Genomic DNA, 1,611 nt, shown 5'->3' on the forward strand with positions numbered 1-1,611 from the left:
AGCGGGGTCTGACCGGGGAAGTGCGTCGTCCTGGCAAGGCGTTCTCCTCAACTCGTCTGCTGGAGAGGGGATGTGACGCACCCGTGGGTGCGCGACGCGTGCACAGGACACTCTGCCGGTACCGCACCGCACAGGGAATGACGTGCCCATGAAGAACGACCCAATTCCGCCCCCGCCGTGCCGGGATCAGGCCTGTTCCAGCACCGCCATCGCCGCGTTGTGGCCGCCGAGCGCGGAGACCGCTCCGCCGCGGACCGCGCCGGAGCCGCAGAGCAGCACCGAGGTGTGACGGGTCGCCACGCCCCAGCGGGCGGCCGGGGTGGACAGGTCGGCGTCGTCCGCGGCCCAGGGCCAGGCCAGGTCGCCGTGGAAGATGTGGCCGCCCGGCATGGCGACGTCCGCCTCCACGTCCTGCGGGATCTTGGCCTCCACGCAGGGCCGCCCGTCGCCGTCGCGGGCGACCACCGAGTCGATGGGGTCGAGCAGGTGCTGGTCGAGGGAGGCGACGGCGCGGCGCACCGCCTCGGCCTTGCGTTCGGCGCGGGTGGCCGGGTCGGCGAAGAGGGTGGCGGGGAGGTGGAGGCCGAAGTAGGTGAGGGTGTGGGTGCCCTCGGGGACGTCGCCGAGGATGGACGGATCGGTGAGCGAGTGGCAGTACACCTCGCCGGGCAGCCGCCGTGGCACCCGGCCGGCAGAGGCCTCGGCGTACGCGGCGCCCAGGTCGTCCCAGTCCTCGTCCAGGTGGAGGGTGCCCGCGAAGGCGACGCGGGGATCGGCCCCGGACTTCAGGCGCGGCAGCCGGTCGAGCAGGAAGTTGATCTTCAGCTGGGAGCCCACCGGCTTGTCGGCCGGATCACGGGTCTCGCCGAGCAGCCCGTCGAGCACCCACGGCGCGGCGTTGGAGAGGACGAACCGCGCGCGCAGGGCGGGCCCTGAGGCGATCTCGACCTCGGCGCCGTCGGCGGCGGGCCGCACGGCGGTGACCTCGGCGCCCGTCACCAGCTCGGCGCCGGCCCGCAGCGCCGAGGCGGCCAGGGCGTCGGTGACCGCGCCCATCCCGCCGACGGGGACGCGCCACTCGCCGGTGCCGTTGCCGATCAGGTGGTAGAGGAAGCAGCGGTTCTGGATCAGGCGGGGGTCGTCGAGGGCCGCGAAGGTGCCGATCAGCGCGTCGGTGGCCACCACGCCACGGACGGTGCCGTCGGCGAACCGCCTCTCCAGTGCCTCGCCGAGGGGCCGCCGCACGATCTCCTCCCAGAGGCCGGGGTCCACGCGCCCCCGCAGCTCGCTCTCCCGCGGCAGCGGCTCGGTGAGGGTGGGCGCCAGCACCTCGGCGAGGCCGCCGAGGCGGGCGTAGAAGTCGCTCCACGCCTCGTATGCGGCGTCCGAACCGGTCAGCCGGCGGAAGCTCTCCCGCGTGGCCGCGCCTTCGGGCCGTTCCACCAGTAGTCCGCCGGGCCGCCCGTCGCGCAGGACGGGGGTGTAGGAGGCGGTGGAGCGGGAGGCCAGCTCGAGCTCCAGGCCCAGGTCCCGCATGATCCGCTCGGGCATCAGCGACACCAGGTAGGAATAGCGGGACAGCCGGGTGGGCCGCCCGGGGAAGGCCTGGGC

General features: G+C 74.4%; 1 protein-coding gene. It reads right to left on the reverse strand.

Annotated features, from left to right (window positions below; all coding sequences use genetic code 11):
- Positions 1–186: 186 nt before the first annotated feature.
- On the reverse strand, positions 187–1,611 hold a 1,425-nt coding region (locus ACOV8S_RS27135; protein ID WP_448321020.1), incomplete at its 5' end, for a phytoene desaturase family protein.

The organism is Streptomyces sp. CO7, assembly GCF_053474865.1.